The sequence below is a fragment of the Desulfomonilia bacterium genome (genome assembly GCA_036567785.1).
Taxonomy (GTDB): Bacteria; Desulfobacterota; Desulfomonilia; order UBA1062; family UBA1062; genus DATCTV01.
Genome location: DATCTV010000017.1, coordinates 56,199 through 78,578 on the forward strand (window position 1 = coordinate 56,199; position 22,380 = coordinate 78,578).

Below are 22,380 nucleotides of genomic sequence, written 5' to 3' on the forward strand. Positions count from 1 at the left end.
TATATCAGAATCTACCAGACCTTCCAGGGGGCTTTGTCATTGTCCCACATCTGATTGAGCATTTCATATTCGCGGTAAGTATCCATGCCAATCCAGAAACCTTTATGCTGGAAGGCCATCATCTGGCCGTCCTCGGCAAGTTTTTCCATGGGTTTTCGTTCCAGAATACAGTCAGGATCAAGGTAATCGAACGTTTTTTTATTAAAAACAAAGAAGCCACCGTTAATCCATTCCGTCTCGACTTTTTCCCTGAAACTGTTTACATGGCCGTCTGGCGACATGTCCAGTATTCCATATCGGGAAGGTGCCCGTGTAGCTGTAAGAGTAGCTGTTTTTCCATGCGATTTATGGAACTGAAGAAGTTTTGAAATATTTATATCAGCAAGCCCGTCACCGTATGTGACCATGAAAGTGTCAGATTTTATATAGGGTTCGATGCGTTTAATCCTTCCGCCTGTCATGGTGTGAAGCCCGGTATCAACAAGGGTGATTTTAAAATCCTGTTCCTGATGGTCATTCTGGAATATGATTTTATTTTTCTTGCCAAGTTGAACTGTGCAGTCATTGCTCATTATTTCATAGTTGATAAAATAATCTTTGATGACATTGCCTTTATATCCAAGGCAGAGAATAAAATCTGTAAATCCATAATGGGCATAAATTTTCATGATGTGCCATAAGACAGGCCTTCCGCCTATTTCGACCATGGGTTTGGGTTTATACTCTGTTTCTTCCCTCAATCTAGTGCCCAGGCCACCGCAAAGGATTACAACCGGTATATTCTGAGTCATCAGAACCCTTCCTTGCTGATTAAATTTTGAATCTGTCTTATTTGTTTCAGCGATATATCACGCATATTCATTTTATTTTCATGCCACGCCTTATACCATTCAACTGTCCATTCAATAGCAGCTCTGCTATCTAAAAGAGGTTTCCATCCAAGCTCATAAACAGCTTTATCAATGCACAGCTTTAACAAATGGGCCTCGTGAAGGTTTTTTGTCTGTACTTCAGGCGTAACAATACTTCCATTTCCCCATGCAGATACAAACTTTTCTGCAAGTTCCATAACGCGTATCTGAGAGTTCTGAGCAGGACCGAAGTTCCATGATCCGGAAAACCTCGCAGGATCATTATAAATTTTCATTGCCAGAAGCAGGTATCCGGATAATGAGTCAAGCACATGCTGCCAGGGCCTTATTGCATCAGGTTTACGCACAAGGATAGGTTTTCCCATGGAAAGCGCCCTTATGCAGTCAGGAATAATCCTGTCTTTTGCCCAGTCTCCTCCACCGATGACATTTCCGGCGCGGGCTGTTGCAAAACCTCTGAGATTATCCTCTTTATCAAAGAATGAGCGTTGATATGCGGAGCATACTATTTCAGCTGCTCCCTTACTGGCACTGTATGGGTCATGACCTCCCATGGGGTCATTTTCTCGATAGCCCCAGACGCATTCTCTGTTTTCATAGCACTTGTCCGAGGTAACAATGACAGCTGCCCTGACACAAGGACTGAGACGAACCGCTTCAAGAACATTTATGGTACCTCCAATATTCGTATCAAAAGTCCCTTTGGGATCCATATATGAATCTCTGACAAGCGCTTGGGCAGCCAGGTGAAAAATAATCTCGGGTTCGACTTCCTTAAAAGCTTTACTTACTACATTGCTGTCTCTGATATCACCTTCGATAGATGTAATATTATTATCAAGACCGATCAGGCTAAAATGTGACGGTTCTGTATTAGGATTCAAGGCCAGGCCTGTCACTCTGGCTCCCAGTTCATTAAGCCAAAGAGCAAGCCAGGAACCTTTAAATCCGGTATGACCGGTTATAAGAACGGATTTGTTATTAAAGAAATCATTGAACATTTGTTTGCCTGGATTGTATAAATTTATCGATTATGCTCATCGTATAATCGATCTGCTCTTTTCCAATACCCGGAAATGTCCCAAGGAAGAACGTATTATTCATGATACTGTCCGTATTTGGAAGTTCTCCGATCTTTCGGTGTTTAATATCCAGATAAGCGGGCTGCCTTAATAGATTGCCACCGAAAAGGTTTCTGGTTTCTATCAGATGTTCGCTTAGATAATTTGTCAGTTCTGTCCTGGAAAAACCTGCAGATTTTTTTACAGAAACAGGGTATGCAAACCATGCAGGATCACTTTTGGGAGTGGCTTCAGGAAGAATGAAATATTCTTTGAACATCTCAAAACCTGCAGTCCATAGATTAAAATTGTTTCGTCTGGCATCGCAAAATTTATCAAGCTTTTTCAGTTGCTCTATACCAATTGCCGCCTGAATGTCTGTTGCTTTTAGATTGTACCCTATATGTGAGTAAACATATTTGTGGTCATATCCTTCAGGAAGCTCGCCGAACTTTTTTATGTACCGGTTACCGCATCTGTTATTTTGTCCTGGACCACAATAGCAGTCACGTCCCCAGTCTTTAAGGGAGCGGACTATTCTTGCCAGTGTACTATCAGAAGTAATAACTGCCCCGCCTTCACCCAAGGTAATGTGATGCGCCGGATAAAAGCTGTATGTGGCGATATGACCGAATGTTCCTACATAAGCGGTCTTTGGAGACGGATTTTTCAGAGAGTAGCTTGAACACAGGGCATCACAGCAATCCTCAATCAGAAAGAGGTCATGTTTTTTCACTATTTTCATGATATTTTCTATGTCGAACGGGTTACCCAGTGTATGGGCAATAAATATGGCACGTGAACTTGAGCTTACTGCCTGTTCTATCTGTTCCGGTATTGCATTATAAGTGGGAATTTCAACATCAACAAATACTGGTATCAGCCCATTTTGAAGAATCGGATTCAGAGTTGTGGGAAAACCTGCAGAAACTGTAATAACCTCATCACCTGGTTTGAGCCGTCGGTCTTTTAAAAGGGGGGATGTCAATGCCGACAATGCCAGCAGATTGGCGGAAGAACCTGAATTGACAAGAATAGCGTGCTTTGTACCAATCTTTTCTGCAAGCTGATTCTGGAATATTTCAGTAAAGCGACCTTCTGTCAGCCAGAAATCAAGGGAAGCTTCAACAGCAGCCTGTATCTCCTTTTCATCATAAACACGGCCGGCATAGCGTACTGGTGTGACGCCTGGAATAAATGCTGTTTGCGTTTTCTTTATATTATGTAAGTTGGCTACTAATGCTGATATCTGTTTTCTAAGCGTTTCCGGGGTCATTGTAAACTATCCTGTATTAAATCTGTCTACCTTCAATCTTGCAGTCAAATCCTGCATCATTTAGAGTTTTTTCTTTTTTTGCTGTTTCCATGTCGGCATCCAGCATCATATCAATCAGTTGATCGAATGTTACTTTTGGCTCCCAGCCAAGGATATTCCTTGCTTTAGTTGCATCACCGAGTAAAACATCAACCTCAGACGGTCTGAAATACCTGGGATCGATGACAACATATTTTTCATATTCAAGATCGAGTTTTTCAAATGCTTTTTGAACAAATTCCTTTACCGAATGTGTTTCTCCAGTTGCTACAGCAAAATCATCAGGTTTGTCCTGCTGGAGCATCAACCACATAGCTTCGACAAAATCACCTGCAAATCCCCAGTCGCGTTTTGCATCGAGATTGCCTAAAAATAGTTTATCCTGAAGGCCCAACTTGATTCTTGCCGCCGCGCGCGTCACCTTGCGTGTGACAAACGTTTCACCGCGTCTTGGAGATTCATGATTAAAGAGGATGCCGTTACAAGCAAAAATATTATAAGCTTCACGATAATTTTTGCTTATATAATATGAATACACCTTGGCAGCTGCATAAGGGCTTCGCGGATGAAAAGGAGTTGTTTCGTTCTGTGGTGGCAATGCGGCCCCGAACATCTCACTTGAAGAAGCCTGATAAAATCTGGTGCTAATTCCGGTTTTTCTTATTGCTTCAAGTATTCTTAATGTTCCAAGTCCAGTTATATCTCCTGTGTATTCGGGCATGTCAAAACTCACCCGCACATGGCTCTGAGCTGCAAGGTTATATATTTCGTCAGGTTTAATGCTATGCAGCATATCCATTAACTGGCCTGATACTGAAAGATCACCGAAATGAAGAAACAATCTAGTATCTGGGTCATGCAGATCCCTAAAAAGATGATCGATTCTATCGGTGTTAAATGTACTTGCTCTTCTGATAAGGCCATGAACTTCATAACCTTTCTCAAGCAGTAATTCTGCAAGATAGGAACCATCCTGTCCTGTTATTCCTGTAATCAAAGCCTTTTTCATATATTCACCTGTCTTTTATTTTTACAGCTCCGCCAATCCCGGTGAGGGGGGTTATTTTAGAAATGTACTATAATTGTTTTTCATCATTTAATTTTGCTATTCAAATCTCGAGTAAGAATCGATTGAATAAGCGTCTAAAGAGTTTTATCGGCCAACTGATTATATAAATGAAGATATTTTTGCGCAATTGCAGGCCATGAAACATTTTTATTAATTTTCTCTTCCGAGTCAAGTGTGCTGGTATCATTCAATGCTGTTAATATGGCACAGGAAAGCTCGTTGAAATCGCCTTTTTTAAACAGGCCTTTTTCGTTGACGAACGGTCTGTTTGCTTCGATATCGGTAACAGCAGGAACAAGTCCGGCAGCAAGCGCTTCTAGCAGCGAAACCGATGTGCCGTCTGCAAGAGATGTCGAGACATAGACCTTTGCCTTTTCCATATATTTCGGGATTTCGCTGTTGTCGATTTGTCCGGTGAAAGTGATGCGCTCTGAAACGCCGAGTTCGGCAGCCAGATTCTGTAATTGATCGCTAAGAGACCCTTCGCCGATGATTATGAATTTTGCCTCGGATTCTCTGGCGAGAACAAGTGGGATGGCTCTGATAAGTGTTTCTACATCATAAATAGGCTCCAGGCTCCTTGTCGATATAATGGTTTTCGAATCGGATGAGGAAGTTACTTCAAAGAATCTGTCGTCAACGCCTGAAGAAACGATTTCTGCGCAAGCGAGCGCCCTGTTGGATTTCATGTTTTCGGAAACAACGGTTATTCTGTCTGACAGCAATGCTGCGAGCTTGAATAATGGCTTAATCAGGCGATTTTCCGCTATCCTGTAATCCATCCCTCTGACCGAATTGATAACCGGCTTTCCTGTCAGTTTCCCTGAAATGGCTGCAATCAAGCCTGTCGGGACTATCCAGTTTCCATGAATGATATCCGGTTTTTCCCTGATGATGAGCTTAAGCGCGGCAAAAAAACCCGAAATCATATAAGCAACCATTCTGAATTTCGGAACCCTGCCGCTCTGGCCGAGAGGCTTTTCTCCGCTCGGATACCAGAAGCGGTGCACCGGTATGCCTTCATCCAATTCAAAGAAAGGGCTTCTTTTGAAAACCCTGGGGCAGAGTACGACAATATCCAACCCTTCTTTCTTAAGCGCGAGGCATAGCTTTTTGATGAATATGCCTCGATATGAGCCCGGATAATCGGGATAACCATTGGTCACCATGAGGATTTTCACAGTAATGCTATGCCACATGAATGAACCGTGTGCAAGCGGCAGGGAAATATTGTAAATTGTAATTCTGTATGATTGTATTACAAAGTTATTGACAAGAGATTCATCATTTATTAGCATTTTTTTATCAGGGTCAAATCGTTACTTAATTCAGGATGGGGAGGATTAAATGTCTTTACTTGATGCTCTATATACCGATGAACACAGATTGTTTCGTGATGCAGTCAGGAAATATTATGAAAAAGAGGTTACGCCTCATGCAGATGAATGGGAAAAGAACGGGATCGTCCCGAAAAAGGCCTGGAAGGACTTAGGGGCCCAGGGATTTTTGTGCCCGTGGCTTCCTGAAGAATACGGCGGGACAGGTGCCGATTTCCTGTATTCATTCATTCTTATCGAGGAGATGGCCAGGACGCACTGCGGCGGGTTTTTCTTTCCTCTTCATTCAGACATAATCGTCCCTTACATTTATACCTTTGGAAACGATGAGCAGAAAGCGAAATGGCTTCCGGGATGTGCTTCGGGTGACATCATAACGGCAATAGCCATGACCGAGCCTAATGCCGGCTCGGACCTTGCAAACATAAAGACAACAGCAATCAAGGACGGCGACAGCTATATCATCAACGGCCAGAAGACGTTCATCTCAAACGGCATCAACTGCGACCTTGTCATTGTCGCCGCAAAGACCGATCCCAAGGCTAATCCGCCTTATGCCGGGGTTTCGCTTATCGTTGTTGAAGACGGCACCCCCGGGTTCGAACGCGGAAGAAAGCTTGATAAGATCGGGCTTCATTCGCAGGATACGGTGGAGATGTCATTTTCCGATTGCAAAGTTCCGGTTTCAAACCTGCTTGGACAGGAAGGCCAGGGGTTTTATTTTCTTATGCAGAAGCTCCAGCAGGAGCGTCTTGTATGCGCAATGGGCGCGCAGATAGGCGCAGAGGAATCCCTCAGGCTCACAATAGATTTCTGCAAATCCCGCGAGGCGTTCGGCCGTCCGATAAGCCGATTCCAGTATATTTCATTCGAGCTTGCAAAGCTTGCGACCGAGGTCGAAATCGGCAGGACATTTCTGGAAAGCCTTATTATCGATCACATGGCCAAGAAGGATGTCGTAATGAAGGCCTCCATGGCGAAATACTGGATATGCGAAATGCTTAACCGCGTCGTGGGCCAGTGCGTTCAGTTCCACGGGGGGTACGGCTACATGGAGGAATATCCCATCGCCCGCGCCTTCAGGGACGCGCGCGTCCAGACCATATATGCTGGAACATCCGAAATAATGCTGCTCATCATCAGCAGACAGATGGGTTTGTAAGACCATGCTCAAGGGTCTTAAAGTCCTTGATTTCAGCTATCTGCTGCCCGGTCCGCTGGCGACGGTTATGCTTGCCGATATGGGCGCAGACGTCCTGAAGGTCGAATCGCCCGTAAAGATAGATATTGTAAGACTGACGCCGCCGTTCGTGGATAAAAACAGCACTGTTTCATATCTGCATGCCTATCTGAACAGGAACAAGAGATCGCTATCACTCGATCTCAAAAAACCGACAGCATTGACGATCATTCATAAGCTGATTATCGAGCAGGGTTTCGATGTCATTGTCGAGCAGTTCAGACCGGGCGTAATGGCAAAGCTCGGACTCGGATATGAAGACCTTAAAAAAATAAGGCCTGACATTATTTACTGTTCCATTACAGGCTACGGACAGTCTGGACCATTCAAAAACAGGGCAGGGCACGATATTAATTATCTGAGCCTTTCTGGTGTGATGGGTTATTCGGGAAATAAGAAGACAGGTCCCGCGCTCATGGGTGTTCAGGTTGCCGATGTCACGGGTTCACATGCCGCTGTCATAGGCATTCTGTCCGCAATCATCGACAGGAGGAATTCAGGCAAGGGCCGCCATGTCGATATTTCCATGACAGACTGCATGTTCCCGTTTCATGCCGTCACCGGCCTTAAGGGCTTATATGAAGATAAGGAGCCGTGCTTCGGCACCGACATATTAAACGGCGGCTCTTTATACGGTTTTTATGAAACATCAGACGGGCGCTACCTTTCATTCGGCGGCATCGAACCGCAATTCTTGGCGGCTTTTTTAAAAGAACTCGGACTTGACGGTTTAATTACCGGCGGAATCATGACCGAAAGCGAAGTGGAAGAAATCCGCAAAAAGGTAGCCGATGAAATCAGAAAAGAACCATTAGCCTGCTGGAAAGAGCGCTTTGAAAAGATTGACGCATGCGTCGAACCTGTTTTGACGGTAAGTGAAGCGTTCAGCAATCCTCATGCGAAAGAAAGGGGTCTTATCGTTGATGTGCCTCAGAATTCTGGTGGAAAATGCCCGCAGCCGGCTCTGTCTGTAAAATTCAGCGGATTTGAGGCCCAATACAAATGGGCGGGTTGTGAACTCGGCAGGGACAACGAATCTGTACTTGAATCTCTGGGGTTTTCGAAAAAGGACATTAAAGAGTTAAGGGCCCTCGGGCTCTTCGGAATAGAAACATAAAACAAGGAGGATTGATATGGGAGGGATTGTTTCATTCGGCGGTTATGTTCCACGCTACCGTATCACGAGAATGAATATCGTGCAGAACATGGCCTGGTATTTTCCCGTGATAATGGCGGTTGCAGGTGGAGAAAAGGCTGTCGCCAACTGGGACGAGGATGCCGTCAGCATGGCTGTCGCGGCAGGCTGGAACTGCATGGCGGGCAGGGACAGGAAAAAGATCGACTCGGTTTACCTTGCTTCGACGACACTGCCTTTTGCGGACAGACTCAATGCGGGCATAGTCGCTGCGGCGCTCAATGTCCCGGAAAACGGCACAATGCATGCCGATTTCGGCGCATGCATAAAGGCGGGCACTACGGCCATGATCGCAGGCCTTGAAGCGATCGCATCAGGCAAACGCGGCAATGTCCTCGTTGCAGCCTCCGACCTTAGAAGAACGAAGATGGCGACCATGCTCGAAATGTTTTACGGCGACGGCGCGGCTGCGGTTCTGCTCGGGAATAAGGACGTTGCCGCGGAGTTCATTGACAGCTATTCAATAAGCTGTGACTTCATAGACCACTATAAAGGCTATGGAAAGGAATTTGACTACAACTGGGAAGAGAGATGGGTGCGCGACGAAGGTTATGGAAAAATAATTCCTGAAGCCATCAGGGCTTTTCTCAAGAAAACGAATCTTACGATAGGCGATTTCGCCAAAATAATTTATCCATGCTACTTCACCGGCACGCACAAGCAGATTGCAAAAGAGCTTGGCATCGAACCTGCCAGACTTCAGAGCAACCTGCATGACGGCATAGGCGATACCGGAACCGCCCATCCTCTTCTCATGCTTGTTGATGCTCTCGAAGATGCAAAGCCTGGTGATAAGATACTTCTTGCAAGCTTCGGCCAGGGCTGCGACGTGCTCGGCTTTGCCGTAACGGATAAGATCACTGCTCTGAAGGCCTCGCATGGAATCAGGGCCGCCGTCCGGCAGAAAGTCGATATAGGCAGCTACCAGAAATTCATCAAATTCCGGGATCTCATAGAGGCCGACCTCGGGATCAGGGGAGAGGCGAATCCGAACACTTCGCTTACGGTTCTCTGGCGGAAACACAAGATGATACTGGGAATGGAAGGGGCTAAATGCAAAAAATGCAGCACCGTGCAGTTTCCTGCACAGCCGATTTGTGCAAATCCCGATTGCGGCAGCATGGAGTTTGAGCCATACGAATTTGCCGACAAGGCAGGCGATATTGCAATGTTTACTGGCGACCTTCTATCGCCGTCGGTTGACCCGCCCGCCGTTTACGGCATGGTCGAATTCAAAGGGGGCGGCAGGACGATGCTTGATTTCACTGATTGCAACCTGAACCAGCTGAAGGTGGGTATGAAAGTCAGGATGTCGTTCAGGCGAAGATACACTGACAGTATGAGAGGTTTCACTGGCTATTTCTGGAAGGCCGTACCTCAGGTTCAGGACGGGGAGGTGTGAGATGGCAAGCGGGATAAGAGACAGGGTTGCCATTATCGGAATGGGCTGCACCAGATTCGGCGAGCGCTGGAACGAAAGCCCTGATGATCTCATGGTGGAGGCATTCACCGAGGCAATCGCGGATGCTGGCATCGAAAAGAAAGATATTCAGGCGGCATGGTTTGCCTCATGCTTTGACGAGGCCAATGTAGGCAAGAGCGCATTGCCTCTGTCAATGGCACTCAGACTGCCGAATATAGCCATAACGAGGGTTGAGAACTTCTGCGCAAGCGGAACCGAGGCCTTCCGCGGCGCAGTCTATGCGGTCGCCTCGGGAGCATATGACATTGTCCTGGCGCAGGGCGTTGAAAAGCTCAAAGACATCGGCTACGGCGGTCTTCCCGAGTTCAGTTCCGCAATGGGTCTGACAAACGCATTGTGGTTCCCCAATGTGACCGCACCGGGCAGCTTCGCCATGCTGGCAAGCAGTTATGCGGCGAAATACGGTCTGGACATGCAGGATATAAAGCGCGCCATGGCCCATATTTCGGTCAAGAGCCATGCAAACGGTGCACTCAATCCCAAGGCCCATCTGAGAAAGCCGGTCACCGAGGAGCAGGTGCTAGCATCACCCATGATAGCCTATCCGCTTGGTCTGTTTGACTGCTGCGGGGTCAGCGACGGCAGCGCTTGCGCAATAGTAACCACACCTGAAATAGCAAAATCTCTTGGCAAAAAAGATATCGTTTCGGTAAAGGCGCTTCAGCTCTCACTTTCAAATGGGTCGGAAATCGCCTACGGCTGGGATGGAGCACACTTTGTAACGACAACGAAGGCCAGCAAGGACGCCTATGCCGAAGCAGGCATAAAGAATCCCAGGGAAGAGATCAGCATGATAGAGGTGCACGACTGCTTCTCCATAACCGAACTTGTGACAATGGAAGACCTCCATATATCAGAACGCGGAAAAGGCCCCAAAGACGTTCTGGACGGGTTCTATGATGCAGCAGGAAAGGTGCCGTGCCAGATTGACGGTGGCCTCAAATGCTTCGGGCACCCGATCGGCGCATCAGGGCTTCGCATGATATATGAAATGTATCTGCAGCTTCTGGGCAGGGCAGGCCAGCGCCAGCTCAAAGACCCGAAATTCGGCCTGACTCATAACCTTGGCGGATTGCCGGTCATGAATGTCTGTTCTATTTCGATTCTGGGCAGGTATGAGGGCTAGAAGCCTTTCTATCTACTTTAGAGAAGCAGAATAAGGAGGTTGATATGGCTGACAAAACTAAAGTCGGGAAGGAATATCCGCCTGTTGTGTGGGAGGTGGAAAGGGGAAAGATCAGGGAGCTTGTAAGGGCGATTGGCGATCCCAACCCTGTTTATACTGACAGGGATGCGGCAGTTGCTGAAGGCTATAAGGATGTGCCGGCGAGCCCCACGTTTCTTACGATACCTGCCATGTGGTGTAATGTGCTGGCGACCGTCCTGCTGGATGCTTCTGTAAATGTCGCAATGGTGCTGCACGGCGAAGAAGAATATGAGTATCTGACTGAAATCTATCCCGGCGATATTCTTACCGGTGTGCCTAAACTTGTCTCGGTCGAGGAAAAAGAGAGCAAGTCCGGCAGGATGATGCACATGGTGACAATAGAGATCGATTATACGAACCAGCACGGCGAGAAGGCGGCCAGGGCCAGAACGCTTATAGTTGAGAGAATGTAGGAGGCATGCCATGGCGGTTTATTTTGAAGATGTCAATATAGGCCAGGAGATGCCGAAGCTTGTAAAAGGTCCAATACAGAAGCTGCAGCATGTAATCTATGCGGGCGCATCCGGAGATTTCAACCCCCTTCATACGGACGACGACTTTGCAAGAATGGTCGGGATGAAGGACGGTGTAATAACCCACGGCATGTTCATAATGGGAATCATCGGGCAGGCCATAACCGACTGGGTGCCGAAGAAGGACCTCAAAAAGTTCGGCGTCAGATTCATGGGTATGACAAAACCCGGCAACACGATAACGGTAACCGGAAATGTAGTTGACAAAATAGAGGATGGAAATATTATTGTCTGTGAAGTTCAGGCCGCTGACGAATCAGGCGACATCAAGGCAACTGGCCGTTTCACTGCGAAGTTTCCCAATAGGGATAAATAAATTTCAGGAGGAAAGGCATGTCAAAGATCGATTTAACCGGAAGGGTAGCAATAGTAACCGGCGCAGGGGCCGGACTAGGCAGATGCCATGCGCTGGAGCTTGCGAAACACGGTGCAAAGATCGTTGTAAATGACCTGGGCGGCTCACGCGACGGTCAGGGCGGCAGCCACACGGCGGCGGAGCAGGTTTGCGCGGAAATAAAAGCCATTGGCGGTGAGGCTGTTCCCAATTTCGACAGTGTTGCAACGTCCGCAGGCGGCGAAAACATAGTGAAAACTGCAGTGGATGCATTCGGCAAAGTCGATATAGTCGTGAACAACGCGGGCATACTTCGCGACAAGACATTCGGCAAGATGGATGAGGAAAGCTGGGATCTGGTCAATGCGGTGCATCTAAGGGGTGCTTACTGTGTAACCAAGCCCGCATTCAACATAATGAAGGAGCAGGGCTTCGGCAGGATTGTCATGACCACATCAGGCGCCGGCATATTCGGCAACTTCGGGCAGTCGAACTATGCTGCTGCCAAATGTGGCATTGTCGGGCTCGCAAACGTGTTGAAGCTGGAAGGCGCAAAATATAATATCAAGACTAATGTAATCGCGCCGATCGCAGCATCCCGCCTTACCGAGGACGTAATGCCTCCGCAGTTTTTTGAGAAGTTGAAGCCCGAATTCATTACCGCGCTGGTTGTTTACCTTTGCTCCGAGCAGTGCCAGGATTCCGGCGCGATAATCAACTGCGCAGTGGGTTATTACAGCCGTTCCGCAATAATGACTGGCAAGGGTGTGATACTTTCCGACGGCAAGAGAATCCCCGCGCCTGAAGAAATAATGGACAACTGGGACAAGATCATGAATCTCGACGGCGCAAAGACCTTCGGTCAGCTGAACGAGATCTTCGGCGAATTCGGCCAGCTTTTACAGTAGGTCTTATCGGTACACAGAATATCCCTCTGCCTGAAAGGCAGAGGGATATTTTTATTTTCTTTTATAATGAGAATATCTGTTCGTAGGTGTCTCTCTTTTTGATGTATTCTATCGAGCCGTTTTCCATGACAAGGACTCTGGCAGGCCTTGGAAAAGAATTTGTGTTGGCGGCGAAGAACTGGGAATTATAGGCCCCGGTACAATAAATAATAAGGATTTCACCTTTCTTCGGCTTATGCTGAAGTTCGACTTTGCATTTCGTCAGCATGTCGCTCGAAAAGCATAGCTGCCCGGCAATGAATGTCTCATATGGCAGTTCATCGAATGTCTTCAATTCAGTGGCGACGGACCAGCGGTTGAACGGCATGCCGTTCATGGCTGCTGCAAAGCTGGTTTCTCCGATGTTGACGGTCGTCATGTCATGCACGCCGCCTATTCTCCGGGTTCTGAGGACTTTCAATAGCGTAACCCCGCTGTCTTCGACTATGCTGCGTCCGGGTTCAATGACGAGGACGGGTTCGCCTATTTCCTTAAGTGCCGAAACCGTATTCACACTCCTGCCTTCAACATTGATGTTGCCTGTAAGGATTGTTCTCAGCATGTTTTCTTTGGCATGTTCGCAATAGTATTCCTTGCCGGAGAAATTCAGCACTTTTTCTTTTCCTTTTTTCGAGACCGTGAAACCGTTAAGCGATCCGGCCCATGTCCAGAGTGCTGAATTGTCTCCTTCGAGAGATTTTGAGTACCCGAATCTGATTCTGCCAAGTATATGCTCCCACTGCTCTTTCGTGAGGTAGCTTACAGGGTATCCGCCGCCTATGTTGATCATGCTGCATTTGTGCCCTTTTGCCTGAAGGGTTTTGCTTAATTCGACAAGTTTGCCGGCGGCAAACAGAAAAGGCTCGGGCCTTGTGACCTGCGAACCAATATGGACATGAAATCCCATAAACCTTACAGTAGCAGTCTTTTTAAGGAGTTCAAAAAACTCCGGCATGCTGTTCAGGCTGCACCCGAACTTTGTCCATGGCCCGGCTGTTGTAATCAGTGAATCAACAAGATTGTCCCCGTCGAGCCCGCTTATTCTGAGCATCACCCTGGGGGATTTCCCGATGGCGGAGGCCATTTCCGAGATAATCTGAAATTCATCGATGTCGTTTGCAATGATGAGCATGTCTTTGACGATAGCGGTTTTTATGAGGTCATCTGATTTGGCGTTGCCGTTAACATCGATAAGTTCGGGTTTGATGCCGCCGTCAAGGGCGCATCTGGCCTCGTTGTCGGAGGCTACATCCGCGCCGGCACCTTCCTGTCTGATGATCCTGAAAACCCCTGGGTGTGTGCAGGCCTTGGCTGCATAGCGAATTTCAGCATTTTTATACAGCTCGTTGAAGACCTGCATGTAAGCCCTGAGATTGCTTCTTATCTGTCCTGCATAATGGACATGAAGAGGCATGCCGTAATTCTGGTCCCACCATGACACAGGGTAGCCGGCAATATATGCCTGGCTTTCCGAAAGGTTAACAAAGCCTGAGCTGCTGGTGTAGTCCGGACGGAAAAACTCGCTGTCATGTTCTGCCGCTTCCACTGAGAAGATATCGGTTCCTATTGCGCCTGCGGCAAGTGCTGCCGAAGCGGTCAGTTTGATAAAATCCCGGCGTTTCATTTCCATCATCAATCGTCCTTTGGTATAAGAAAAAGGTTGTGTGCAGCCCTGCTCATAAGCCTTTCTTAGCATATCTATTTTCAAATTGGGAAGGGAACAATAAACTTGAAAACTTCATTTGATTATTATTCTTTGATTTTTGTTAAAAAATCACTGCAAAGAAATATCAGGAGGAAATATGAAATATTTCACCGCCGAAGAGGCTAGGACGTTTGCAGAAAAATGGCTTCCCGCATGGACGGGAAACAACCCGGGGATGCTTGCCGGTTTTTATTCCGATGACGCCTTCTATCTCGACCCTGCAGTCCCCCAGGGCGTCAAGGGTAAAGAAGCCCTGATTAAATATTTCACGAAACTCCTTTCCTTCAACCCGGACTGGGTCTGGACGCAGATAGAGGGTATTCCGCTGGAGGATGGTTTCCTTAATAAATGGCTCGCTAAAATTCCTGTGGGCGATAAGGTGCTGGAGATTGCAGGCGTTTGCTTTGTCCAGATAAACGATGAGGGGAAAATTTACCGCAACGAGGTCTATTTCGACAGGTCGCACCTTCTGGCCGAGCTCTCAAAGCAGAAGAACAAACAATAAAGACTTTTCAGCTTAAGCCTGTATTCAAGGCTGCTTTTATCAGGAAAGCCACCTCTCGACATCATTTAAAAACTTGTCCGGCTGGGCCAGCGTTACCATGTGGCCTGATACCCTGTAGCGCGGAAAATATATCGGGCGCATGTCAGGTGTTTCTATATCCGGCAGAGTCCTTGGCCTATAGTAGACGTATATGTATCCGTCTTCGGTCGAGTCATCCCACACGACGTCTTCAACGATGTCCGCATACTCTTTAATGGAGTCCGGAAGAACCGCTGCATATATGACGAGGTCCAGGTCGCAGTCGGTGATTAAAGTGTCGACGAGCGCCAGGTTTTCGAGGAACATTCCGCCGAAGATATCATTCATCGGATCTATCGGATATCCCGCGTTTATGGCCTCATTGTTATAGAATGTACTGTTGACGGCATCGTTGCAGCCGACAACGTAGGCGTCCCACGGATTAAGCGGACCAAGAACCATTTCGAGAGTATCCGTTGCCTCTTCCGGCCGGATTTCCTCGCTTTCAAGGGTCTTCAGCATTACCTTTTTCTTTATTCTCATCCTTTCCGCGGCAGGCAGCTTCCCGAACCCCGGGCCCTCAATGACTGCAAGCGCATCCCGGGACTCGCTTTCGATGTATCTGTACGCATTCTTCCTTGCCGAAGGATAGAGAAGTCTTATCGAGAACACATCGCGACCGAGCATCTGCGAGAGGATGGACTCCCTGTCGACCATGCTACGGTTGTAGTTCGATATGCCCATTGTATAGCCCTCATCCATGTCATACTGGTAGACATCCCTTTTTGCAGTTTTCACCACGAAATCGAGCGCATTGTCGAAGGCATGACAGTCCGGCCTTCCGCCGCATGGCGTGTAAGTCGTGCCTGTTGATTGTGCTATATCGAATATTACTGAACCCTCTTTCTCGTATGCCTCACCTGTAAGTTCGTCCTGATAATGCCCTGTGAGCAGCGGTTCGATCAGTATCTGGCCGCCGAACTGCGAGGCAACGGCTTCAGGCGTGACGATCCTGCCTTTACAGGAGGAATTGATCCTTTCGAAGTGTTTCTGTATCTCGGATGCGAGCGCAATATCCCTGTATATCCTGCTTCCGTCGCCATAACGGCTGTAGAAGAGCAGCATGTTAAGCATGGTGCTTGCCCTTGTCCCGCCGTAGCTCTCGCCGACGATTATCACCTGATTATCCTCGATGGCCGGATGATCGGCCATGAAGCGAAGGAGAACACGCGTCACCTGTGCGGCGTCAATGAACGGGTTGAAGTTCCGGGCCTCGAATTCCGTTTTCCTGACATCCTTCTTATCAGCATGTTTTACCAGATTGTATGAGAACCCGGTATTAGGCGCATCGATGTACAGCAGATTGCCGAGCCGGGTAAAGCTGTAGGGGTTTGCCTTGATGCTGTCAGGCCGGGTCCTGTCGAGAGTGAAGGGGGCGGTATTCAGGCTCAAAAGCCCTGTACATGTGGCGCATCCGGGCCCTCCGTTAAAGAATACGAACAGGGGTTTTGTGTCCGGGGATTCGTCAGCCGGGAAGAAGGAATATGAAACGCGTATTTTCGAAGATGTATAAGACAGTGTCGGACCATAGTTCTGAAAGCTGAAGTGTATGGGTTCGATTTCATAAAACCCTGAATTTTCCATGACCGGTTCATTATCCGAGCTGTCACTGCATGCAGCCGGAAGAAGCGAAACCAGAATCATCATGAAGAAGAGTTTGTTTCTTATCATTTAATTTCTCCTGATTTTTAAAAACAGCTTAATGCCTATACAGGCCTGAAAAACTTATGCCGTTTTTCCTGGCGCTTGTTTTTCCCAGAAGCTCGATATGGTCCCAGTATCTTCTGTCAGACGCCTGCATCTCCCAACCGGAAAGCATGTCTGGATAATGCTGTTTCATTACTTTTTTAACTCCCATCAGGCACGCCCCGCGCATGTTGAAAGCCTCTATTGCAGATTCATCGGCAATACCCGAGAGTTTCTTCAATATTGATTCCGCATCAGTCACGCCCGGCAGGAATGGGCTTATAAACGCCCATGTGCCGATGCCGCTGTCCTTAAGCTTGCCAAGGGCCGCAAACCTTTTCGATGGAACGGGCGCATAAGGTTCGAAATGCCTTCCGGCCCTGTCGTTGGTTGTCATGATGCTCATGCCGACACTTGCGTTCCTGAATCTTTTGAGCAGGTCGATATCCCGGGTGACCAGATCGGATTTGGTCAGGATTTCCACGTTCACGTCATGATCGAGTAGGATTTCAAGAAGTCTCCTCGTAATCCTGTATTTAGCCTCTGCATACTGATAGGCGTCGGTTACGCTTGAAAGCATGACCGAGCCTGTGATTGTCTTGCGACTGAGCTCTTTTTCCAGCAACTCGGGCGCGTTGACTTTGACATCCAGGAATTTGCCCCAGGGCTCGGAATGGCCCGTAAACCTTCTCATGAAGGTCGCATAGCAGTAGACGCACGCATGCAGGCATCCTGTATAAGGATTGATCACGCGGGCTATTCCCGGTATTCCCGACTTGTTCAGAATGGATGAGGCGGTCTTTTCGACAATTTTCATGAATGCATATTATTATAATAATTCCCGGGTTGAAACAGGAGTATCTTGAGGTTCGGTATTTTATAGAGTCCCGATCCTGATTATTCTATTCTGAAATACGCTTCCGGTCTATATAAGGCAGATTGACAGCAGCCCTGAAACCAGCATGCCATACAGCATGTATTTCGCACAGCTGATTAATCTTGAGACTTCCATCACATCCTCCTGTATGTGTTATAATAGTATTATCGTTAGAAATCGAAATTGCTTAATACCCTATTATATTAAGGGCTTAAAGAATTCAGGCTGATTTAAAGAAAGGAAAAAGCGATGAAGGCATTTTTCAGGACAGCGGTTCAAACTGATGCCGGACACATCCTTAAGCATATGAAAAAGTTTTATGCCGGAGACGGGTATAAATTCCATCCCGAACGCGCTGAAATCAATATGAAGGCGCTTATCAATAACCCGGAATGGGGCAGGGTCTTTGTGCTGGTATCAAGTAACGGCGAATTTGCGGGCTACATGATAATAGTCTTCGGGTTCAGCATGGAATATCAGGGCCGGGATGCATATATAGACGAACTTTATATAACAGAGCCTTTCAGAGGAAGGGGCTATGGCACCGCCGGGCTTGACCTTGCCGAGAAGGTTTGTGCAGAAGCGGGCATCAGGGCACTCCATCTCGAGGTGGAGAAGTACAAGGACAAGACGATTGCGCTGTATAAATCCCGCGGCTTCTTTGACAGGGGGAGGTCTCTGATGACGAAGTGGATAGATGGCGAAAATCATTAGTTAGGAGGTCGGGATCTTTTCGCGCCTGACTTTGTTGCCTTCGTCGTCGCGAGTCCTCACATACGGTAATGTATGCTCCGGCTCGCTCCTCCTGGTCTCCTCGTCATGCATCGAAAATCTCCCCGACCTGAAAAGATATGGCATTTACCTAGAAGTGAAGACTGCGCTCATCACCCCTTGCGTTTTACGCAATCTATCGAGAATCCCTTCGGCTAAAAATACTTGATAAGCTTTGCAAAAAACTTCCTTCCTTACTTGCTTTATGCTGCATAGAGATGAAGCAGTCTGAAAAATTTTCCGGCCGAAGGCTCTACCTGGCCTCGTTCATATCGAGATATGGTCTGCTGCTTTAAGCCCGATAATTCCGCCGCCTTTTTCTGCGTAAGTGAGGCCTTTTCCCTTGCCATGCGCAAGGTCACGGCAGCCTGCAAAAGCGGGTCGATGTTGATGCGCTCAATGATATCGGCCTTTTTCGGCTTATATTCGGCGGCGTTAAAATAGTTTTCAAGATTATCATCAAGAACAGAGCGAATGACTCCATTAAGAGCATCGGTTATCATGGCCCGGGCTTCTTCCAGGGTATCACCCTGAGAAAACACGCCTTCAACCTCACGGCAGAACACATAATATCCGCCGTCCTTTTCTTTTCTGAATACCGCTGTCGGCTCAAATATTTGCATATCCTCTCTCCTTATGGCAGCTTGAAGCCTGTCTGCTTTGATATGGCTTTCATAATATTAAATGCTTCAGGCCTTGTTATTTCCGCGCCTTGCTTTGTCGCGCTTCGGGTCGCGACGCTCCGACGTACGTCAATGTACGCCTGCGCGCCTCAACCCTAGCGCTTCGCGCAATCCATCGAAAATTCCCTCGGCCCCAATAATCCCCCAAAAAGTCCACTCAGAATTTTGTATGGGGGGGTAGTATTACTTTTAATCTTCTAACCATTTGATTATAGCTGACACTTGCTTATGAACCTGATTGCTATCACCCCTTAATTGGCATTCCCAAACAATTTTTACCCTCCATCCAAGCTTCCGTATTTCTAATGCATTTCTTCGGTCGCGCTTCTTGTTGGCTTCGAATTTATCTTGCCAGAAGTCTTTTCTTGTTTTTGGTTTAGTTGAATATTTGCAACCGTGCTGATGCCAAAAACACCCATGAATGAAAATAACTGCTTTATATTTCGGAAAAACTAAGTCAGGTGATCCAGGTAACCGTTTATCATTAATCACATATCGAAATCCGATATTATGAAGTGCTCTTCTTAAGGTCATCTCTGGTTTTGTGTTTTTCTGACCGACAGCAGACATGATCTTCGAACGAGTCTTTTTATCTACAGTGTCCATTAATTAATTGTTCTCACAATGTTTTTTGAGAAATCAGATACAGGTATCATTCTAATATTGTTCAAGATAATTTACCAGGAACAATAAATATTAATTACCTTGTTCAGCAATATGACATATAATACTTCTGCCAATAAGTTTGCCCAATTGGACTGGTACTGCATTGCCGATAAGTCTACCGACAATTTTTTTCGAGAGTGGTTTGTTTTTGGGTGCAAAGACATAATCACAAGGAAAACTCTGTAAAATTGCACCTTCTCGGAGAGATATAGCACGATCCTGTTCTGGATGGCCGAATCTCCCATTTCCAAATCCATAAAACTGAGTGGTTATTGTCGGTGAAAACTCATCCCAACACATTCGACCATATACGCTCGGGTATGTCTTACCAGTAGATTTTTGGTGACAGTGAGCTACAAGATCGTCATTCCAATCTCGCCATGTTCCCCCCGGTTTGGATGAACGTATTCTTTGTAGATTGATCAATGACAAAGCGCTGCTTTGATGCATCGGGTCATTGCTGTGAACTTCACCCGCTCTAATTGGGGGAAGACTAAAAATAGCATCTCGTACTGAACATGGTGATGCACCAAATTCTGCTGGTGTAATAATGTGTATTGGGCCTAATCGAGATGCAAGTAGAACCAATCGGTGTCGATTTTGCGGGATGCCATACTCAGCACAATTTAAGATTTTGTAATCAAAAAAATATTTACATTCCTGCAGATCCGCAAGAAACTCCCTGAAAATAAATTGATTTTGTAGACCCGGAACATTTTCCATCGTTACAAGCTCTGGTTGAATTTCTTTAACTAATCGAGAGAACTGATTTAACAACCACCATCTCTTGTCACCTGGACTTGCTTTCTGGTTATATCTCGAAAAAGTCTGGCAAGGTGCACAACCCGCAAGAAGACGGATTCCATCTTCAGGGAAAACGTTTTTCAATTCCCAGGATTCAATGTCCTCAATTGATCTCTCCAAGAAAACTGCACTGTTGTTTGTCGTATATGGATATTTGCAGGCTGGGTCTGCATCTACACCTAATTTGACTTCTATTCCAGCTTGAGAAAGTCCTTTTGTCAGTCCGCCAACTCCACAAAAAAGATCTATTGCATAAATTTTTTTATTACTGAAAATAGCCGCATTGTTTTCATTATCTACTAACATCATTTATTCTCTTCACCGACTTTTATTTTACCAGCTAGGAGGTTGCGTACCCTCTCTTTTATATTGGTATACACTGATGTCAATTTGTTTTTTGCATCATCAGTAAGTAAAGCCGTATGTGCCAATGCATCTCTAATAGGTTTGTATTCATATGCATCTCTTGCAAGGCAAGCTTCTTTGTTTTTGTCTCGTTTGTCCACCATGTTTGCAAGATGATTCATAGATAAGTAACTCAATTTTGATTTATTCTTTCTGATATCAATGCTTATATTCCCCATGTTCTTGTTTTCATCCTCTATCTTTTGCCTTTTTGCATATTCACCATTTGCTTCCGGTGATAGAGGAATATTCTTCTCCATAATGAATCTTCTTACAAGATTTTCGGAAATGAAACACTCTGCATATGAAGTGAAATTAAATCTTGCATCATCACCAAGGTCGGCAACCCAGGAATCGACTTTTTTCTTTGTAACAGTATCTTCAGTAATTGAATATTCTTCCGAAACTGCATTGTAAAGTTCTTCGGCTTTTCTTTCTTTTTTTGAAAGACTTAGATTCTCCGAATCGCCCTCTTTCCTGTGTTTTCTTCTCCAGGTGTCCCAATCGTTTAAAACATTGTTGATAATCTTATCCTTCAATGCGATCAGAAGTTGTTTAAATTTCGGATCATCAGCTACAATGCTTTCGCGACTACTAGTGAATCGATCAATTTCATCATCTAAACCGTTGCAATGGATTTGTCCATAAAGGTAGCTCTCAACCACTCTTGCCGTTGGAATGTGTTTAAGGATGTCCTTTTCTCTCAATCGGCCATTCACAAATAGGTCAACCCCCACTCTTTCTTCTGTTGTCGTTATCTTGAGGTCTCGTGGTTTTTCGACGGATGCAATAAAGCCTTTGATGTTTTCGGAAACATTCAACAACCTGTGCTCATTCCGTTCCGAAATGAAGATTTTCTTTAGGTTCGCTACATATGGATCATCAAGTTCGTTGATAGTCCACAAGAATTCTGTTTTCATTGCAAGATCGTCAAGAGAACTTATGGTAATCAACTCATTGTTAACATATATGTTGAACTCCTTATCCAAGAGAGAGAATCTGAAGTAGAGGGCTATAATCTTCTTTAAGAAACTCAAGCTGTGTTTGATGCCCTCTTTCATGTTTTCAAATAGAATGATAGTTCCTTGTTTATGATTTTCGATATATTGTCCAAAAGAGGATACATTCCAATCTTCTAAGGGATATTCTTTAGGCGTCAAATCTTCAGTTATTGCTTGATCAAGTCCTGAATTGTCAATAGTTCCACCAATGTACTGATCTCCTTCTTTTCTTGAAATAACCGTTATTTTATCTGCGCATGAGAGTAGGGCAAGTTTGCCGATTCCTTTTCTCCCGATGAAGGGACGTTCTCTTACGGCAGATATTTGTCCTTCCTTCCGTTTAGAGTATCCTATCTTTAAGAACTTATTCTGGAAGTCGGTCTCACTCATTCCAATCCCATCATCCTTGATGCATAATCTATTCTTGTCTCTGTCGATATAGATGTGAACATTAATTGCATCTGCGTCCCAGGCATTCGAAACAGCTTCACCTAGCACGGTTGCAAAGCTTCTATATAGGTTCCTGCCCAGATGATTAAGAACGCTCAAAGATATTTCGAAGATAAATTTACTTCTCTGGTCCTCCATATTCACGACCTCACTTCA

21 protein-coding genes are annotated in these 22,380 nt (G+C 46.2%); 9 read left to right on the forward strand and 12 right to left on the reverse strand.

Annotation, left to right across the window (positions count from 1 at the left end; translation table 11 throughout):
- Positions 1 to 11 precede the first annotated feature (11 nt).
- The 5 genes from rfbF to VIS94_03835 all read right to left on the reverse strand — a co-directional run bounded on the left by rfbF (position 12) and on the right by VIS94_03835 (position 5,615).
- Complete coding sequence (gene rfbF / locus VIS94_03815) at positions 12 to 779, reverse strand: glucose-1-phosphate cytidylyltransferase (protein ID HEY9160196.1); 768 nt, start codon at positions 777 to 779, stop codon at positions 12 to 14.
- A gap of 11 nt (positions 780 to 790) precedes the next feature.
- Positions 791 to 1,873 (reverse strand): CDP-glucose 4,6-dehydratase, encoded by a 1,083-nt coding sequence (gene rfbG / locus VIS94_03820; protein ID HEY9160197.1) that lies wholly within the window; start codon positions 1,871 to 1,873, stop codon positions 791 to 793.
- A complete protein-coding gene (gene rfbH / locus VIS94_03825; protein ID HEY9160198.1) occupies positions 1,863 to 3,209 on the reverse strand; it encodes a lipopolysaccharide biosynthesis protein RfbH in 1,347 nt (448 codons plus the stop codon). The genes rfbG and rfbH overlap by 11 nt, the downstream gene beginning before the upstream one ends.
- Before the next feature lie 16 nt (positions 3,210 to 3,225).
- The gene (gene gmd / locus VIS94_03830) at positions 3,226 to 4,257 is read right to left on the reverse strand and encodes a GDP-mannose 4,6-dehydratase (GenBank protein ID HEY9160199.1); all 1,032 of its coding nucleotides are present in this window, start codon (positions 4,255 to 4,257) and stop codon (positions 3,226 to 3,228) included.
- 134 nt (positions 4,258 to 4,391) lie between these two features.
- Complete coding sequence (locus tag VIS94_03835; GenBank protein ID HEY9160200.1) at positions 4,392 to 5,615, reverse strand: glycosyltransferase; 1,224 nt, start codon at positions 5,613 to 5,615, stop codon at positions 4,392 to 4,394.
- Positions 5,616 to 5,664: 49 nt separating this feature from the next.
- On the opposite strand from VIS94_03835, the gene VIS94_03840 reads away from it, so the two are divergent.
- The 7 genes from VIS94_03840 to VIS94_03870 are packed head-to-tail and all read left to right on the forward strand — an operon-like array spanning position 5,665 to position 12,554.
- Positions 5,665 to 6,816 carry an acyl-CoA dehydrogenase family protein gene (locus VIS94_03840; GenBank protein ID HEY9160201.1) on the forward strand — a complete coding sequence of 384 codons (1,152 nt, stop codon included), beginning with the start codon at positions 5,665 to 5,667 and terminating at the stop codon, positions 6,814 to 6,816.
- A gap of 4 nt (positions 6,817 to 6,820) precedes the next feature.
- A complete protein-coding gene (locus tag VIS94_03845) occupies positions 6,821 to 8,011 on the forward strand; it encodes a CaiB/BaiF CoA-transferase family protein (protein ID HEY9160202.1) in 1,191 nt (396 codons plus the stop codon).
- Between the two features lie 16 nt (positions 8,012 to 8,027).
- The gene (locus VIS94_03850) at positions 8,028 to 9,491 is read left to right on the forward strand and encodes an OB-fold domain-containing protein (protein HEY9160203.1); all 1,464 of its coding nucleotides are present in this window, start codon (positions 8,028 to 8,030) and stop codon (positions 9,489 to 9,491) included.
- Between the two features lies 1 nt (position 9,492).
- Positions 9,493 to 10,698, forward strand: coding sequence for an acetyl-CoA acetyltransferase (locus VIS94_03855; GenBank protein HEY9160204.1), 1,206 nt, complete (start codon positions 9,493 to 9,495; stop codon positions 10,696 to 10,698).
- A gap of 44 nt (positions 10,699 to 10,742) precedes the next feature.
- A complete protein-coding gene (locus VIS94_03860) occupies positions 10,743 to 11,192 on the forward strand; it encodes a MaoC family dehydratase N-terminal domain-containing protein (protein ID HEY9160205.1) in 450 nt (149 codons plus the stop codon).
- A gap of 10 nt (positions 11,193 to 11,202) precedes the next feature.
- A complete protein-coding gene (locus tag VIS94_03865) occupies positions 11,203 to 11,628 on the forward strand; it encodes a MaoC/PaaZ C-terminal domain-containing protein (GenBank protein ID HEY9160206.1) in 426 nt (141 codons plus the stop codon).
- Positions 11,629 to 11,645: 17 nt separating this feature from the next.
- Positions 11,646 to 12,554 (forward strand): SDR family oxidoreductase, encoded by a 909-nt coding sequence (locus tag VIS94_03870; GenBank protein HEY9160207.1) that lies wholly within the window; start codon positions 11,646 to 11,648, stop codon positions 12,552 to 12,554.
- A 61-nt stretch (positions 12,555 to 12,615) separates the two neighbouring features.
- Here the strand turns inward: VIS94_03870 and VIS94_03875 are convergent, their stop codons facing one another.
- Complete coding sequence (locus VIS94_03875; protein HEY9160208.1) at positions 12,616 to 14,226, reverse strand: hypothetical protein; 1,611 nt, start codon at positions 14,224 to 14,226, stop codon at positions 12,616 to 12,618.
- 169 nt (positions 14,227 to 14,395) lie between these two features.
- Here VIS94_03875 and VIS94_03880 point away from each other — a divergent pair, with 169 nt between their 5' ends.
- A complete protein-coding gene (locus tag VIS94_03880) occupies positions 14,396 to 14,803 on the forward strand; it encodes a nuclear transport factor 2 family protein (GenBank protein HEY9160209.1) in 408 nt (135 codons plus the stop codon).
- A gap of 39 nt (positions 14,804 to 14,842) precedes the next feature.
- Here VIS94_03880 and VIS94_03885 read toward each other — a convergent pair whose 3' ends face one another.
- Complete coding sequence (locus VIS94_03885) at positions 14,843 to 16,552, reverse strand: hypothetical protein (protein ID HEY9160210.1); 1,710 nt, start codon at positions 16,550 to 16,552, stop codon at positions 14,843 to 14,845.
- A 28-nt stretch (positions 16,553 to 16,580) separates the two neighbouring features.
- Positions 16,581 to 17,384: a radical SAM protein gene (locus VIS94_03890; protein ID HEY9160211.1), complete on the reverse strand. Its 804-nt coding sequence runs from the start codon at positions 17,382 to 17,384 to the stop codon at positions 16,581 to 16,583.
- A 309-nt stretch (positions 17,385 to 17,693) separates the two neighbouring features.
- Between VIS94_03890 and VIS94_03895 the strand changes: the two genes are divergently transcribed.
- On the forward strand, positions 17,694 to 18,158 hold the full coding sequence (locus VIS94_03895) for a GNAT family N-acetyltransferase (GenBank protein ID HEY9160212.1): 465 nt from the start codon (positions 17,694 to 17,696) through the stop codon (positions 18,156 to 18,158).
- A 260-nt stretch (positions 18,159 to 18,418) separates the two neighbouring features.
- On the opposite strand, the gene VIS94_03900 is transcribed toward VIS94_03895, so the two are convergent.
- The 4 genes from VIS94_03900 to VIS94_03915 form a co-directional block, all read right to left on the reverse strand.
- Positions 18,419 to 18,838: a type II toxin-antitoxin system HicB family antitoxin gene (locus VIS94_03900; GenBank protein HEY9160213.1), complete on the reverse strand. Its 420-nt coding sequence runs from the start codon at positions 18,836 to 18,838 to the stop codon at positions 18,419 to 18,421.
- A 249-nt stretch (positions 18,839 to 19,087) separates the two neighbouring features.
- Entirely contained in the window at positions 19,088 to 19,504 is a 417-nt protein-coding gene (locus VIS94_03905) for a very short patch repair endonuclease (GenBank protein ID HEY9160214.1), read from the reverse strand.
- A gap of 90 nt (positions 19,505 to 19,594) precedes the next feature.
- Complete coding sequence (locus VIS94_03910) at positions 19,595 to 20,674, reverse strand: DNA cytosine methyltransferase (protein HEY9160215.1); 1,080 nt, start codon at positions 20,672 to 20,674, stop codon at positions 19,595 to 19,597.
- Positions 20,674 to 22,362, reverse strand: coding sequence for an ATP-binding protein (locus VIS94_03915; protein HEY9160216.1), 1,689 nt, complete (start codon positions 22,360 to 22,362; stop codon positions 20,674 to 20,676). Before VIS94_03915 ends, VIS94_03910 begins: the two co-directional genes overlap by 1 nt.
- Positions 22,363 to 22,380: the final 18 nt, after the last annotated feature.

Bases quoted from the DNA above. Each gene is read 5' to 3' on its own strand.
- VIS94_03905 (HEY9160214.1), bottom strand. From the start codon at position 19,504: ATGGACACTGTAGATAAAAAGACTCGTTCGAAGATCATGTCTGCTGTC.
- VIS94_03845 (HEY9160202.1), top strand. From the start codon at position 6,821: ATGCTCAAGGGTCTTAAAGTCCTTGATTTCAGCTATCTGCTGCCCGGT.
- VIS94_03840 (HEY9160201.1), top strand. From the start codon at position 5,665: ATGTCTTTACTTGATGCTCTATATACCGATGAACACAGATTGTTTCGT.
- VIS94_03880 (HEY9160209.1), top strand. From the start codon at position 14,396: ATGAAATATTTCACCGCCGAAGAGGCTAGGACGTTTGCAGAAAAATGG.
- gmd (HEY9160199.1), bottom strand. From the start codon at position 4,257: ATGAAAAAGGCTTTGATTACAGGAATAACAGGACAGGATGGTTCCTAT.
- VIS94_03900 (HEY9160213.1), bottom strand. From the start codon at position 18,838: ATGCAAATATTTGAGCCGACAGCGGTATTCAGAAAAGAAAAGGACGGC.
- VIS94_03875 (HEY9160208.1), bottom strand. From the start codon at position 14,226: ATGATGGAAATGAAACGCCGGGATTTTATCAAACTGACCGCTTCGGCA.
- rfbG (HEY9160197.1), bottom strand. From the start codon at position 1,873: ATGTTCAATGATTTCTTTAATAACAAATCCGTTCTTATAACCGGTCAT.
- VIS94_03865 (HEY9160206.1), top strand. From the start codon at position 11,203: ATGGCGGTTTATTTTGAAGATGTCAATATAGGCCAGGAGATGCCGAAG.
- VIS94_03915 (HEY9160216.1), bottom strand. From the start codon at position 22,362: ATGGAGGACCAGAGAAGTAAATTTATCTTCGAAATATCTTTGAGCGTT.
- VIS94_03855 (HEY9160204.1), top strand. From the start codon at position 9,493: ATGGCAAGCGGGATAAGAGACAGGGTTGCCATTATCGGAATGGGCTGC.
- VIS94_03885 (HEY9160210.1), bottom strand. From the start codon at position 16,552: ATGATAAGAAACAAACTCTTCTTCATGATGATTCTGGTTTCGCTTCTT.
- VIS94_03850 (HEY9160203.1), top strand. From the start codon at position 8,028: ATGGGAGGGATTGTTTCATTCGGCGGTTATGTTCCACGCTACCGTATC.
- VIS94_03870 (HEY9160207.1), top strand. From the start codon at position 11,646: ATGTCAAAGATCGATTTAACCGGAAGGGTAGCAATAGTAACCGGCGCA.
- VIS94_03860 (HEY9160205.1), top strand. From the start codon at position 10,743: ATGGCTGACAAAACTAAAGTCGGGAAGGAATATCCGCCTGTTGTGTGG.
- VIS94_03895 (HEY9160212.1), top strand. From the start codon at position 17,694: ATGAAGGCATTTTTCAGGACAGCGGTTCAAACTGATGCCGGACACATC.
- VIS94_03835 (HEY9160200.1), bottom strand. From the start codon at position 5,615: ATGCTAATAAATGATGAATCTCTTGTCAATAACTTTGTAATACAATCA.
- VIS94_03890 (HEY9160211.1), bottom strand. From the start codon at position 17,384: ATGAAAATTGTCGAAAAGACCGCCTCATCCATTCTGAACAAGTCGGGA.
- VIS94_03910 (HEY9160215.1), bottom strand. From the start codon at position 20,674: ATGTTAGTAGATAATGAAAACAATGCGGCTATTTTCAGTAATAAAAAA.
- rfbH (HEY9160198.1), bottom strand. From the start codon at position 3,209: ATGACCCCGGAAACGCTTAGAAAACAGATATCAGCATTAGTAGCCAAC.